This is a genomic window from Methylotenera sp., from assembly GCF_030653755.1.
GTDB lineage: Bacteria > Pseudomonadota > Gammaproteobacteria > Burkholderiales > Methylophilaceae > Methylotenera.
On the sequence record NZ_JAURYU010000051.1, the window covers coordinates 1 to 1,133 of the forward strand.

The 1,133-nt window shown below is 49.4% G+C and carries 2 protein-coding genes; both read left to right on the forward strand.

Going from position 1 to position 1,133, the window contains the following annotated elements; all coding sequences use genetic code 11:
• A partial coding sequence (locus Q7U33_RS10960) for a hypothetical protein (protein WP_304860832.1) occupies positions 1–620 on the forward strand: 620 nt, incomplete at its 5' end.
• A gap of 242 nt (positions 621–862) precedes the next feature.
• Positions 863–1,133 (forward strand): DUF6339 family protein (locus tag Q7U33_RS10965; RefSeq protein WP_304860833.1); only part of this gene is annotated, 271 nt, incomplete at its 3' end.

Sequence of the window (1,133 nt, forward strand, 5' to 3'; positions counted from 1 at the left end):
CCTACTTTCGTCAAGCAATCACATCCAAAGTAGAAGCAATTGATGCGTCATTTGACGCCACAAACTTACGCGGGGAAGTACGCATTGAGTCTTACATTGTCTGTGTAAAAAAGATATCAAGTTTCACATCCCCGGACATTAACAAAGAATTCGGGAAGGCCGCTTTCACATTTCTGCCTGGGCAAGTTCTGGCGCAGGACGAAACAGCTGTCATATACATAGATCGCGATCTGTTCAAACCTCTAACATCGGTGTTCGATCTGGTGAAGAGCGACTCCGTCGGTACAAACGAGTGGAAAGTTGGGCTGGATGATGATCACGTTCAGATCCAGGTCAGTCCGAGCATGAAAGAGGCCATCGACGACGCGCGCAATAGCACGAGTAGCAAAGCAATTTTGCTTAACTCAATCTATTCAGCAGCAGTGACCCAAGCACTTCATAAACTAAAGGAAGCGCCAGATCAGTTTTCCCAAACAAAGTGGGGCAACGTGCTTATCCGACAGCTTGAACAAAACAATCTGGACATCGCCACGACGGAACCTTACATTGCAGCACAAACTCTTATGCGTCACCCCTTGGGAGTACTGCGCGCATATGTTTTTCAAGGGTTGAAAGCATGATCCCACTGGCATTATTCCGACACAGTGCAGTCCTACAGCTCTACAAAGACATTGGTGCCAATTTACCGCGATATAGAGGAGGTGATTTCGAGTTTTTGACCGAAGATCCTTCCCGACTCATTGAGTCGAAATGCCAAATCGATGAGGACCGATTGCTTGATGTCCATTGCTCTCCCGAAGACGCGAATGAAGTCGCTTGCTGTCTCGCAGTCGCAGACGGGTTGAACGGAGTTACTCCGTATTTGGCCAGAGACGAGCGAGTTTGGGTTCGTTTGACGCACATAGAGCTTTTGCACTACTCGCGGACTAGGTGGCCTATTCCAAACAAAGACGAAGCCGCAATTGCCCACATTCAAAAGCACTTCTTTGCTAGGAGCGCGCGTGGCATAGAGCGAGACAACGCAGTCTCTCGGCTCTGGTGGATGGCTACAGTAGCAAGCAAAGTAGAAGGCCTGAAGGCGGCAGAGGCCCTTGAGGCACTGCTGTTTCAGAGTGACGTCCGCGCCAACATCA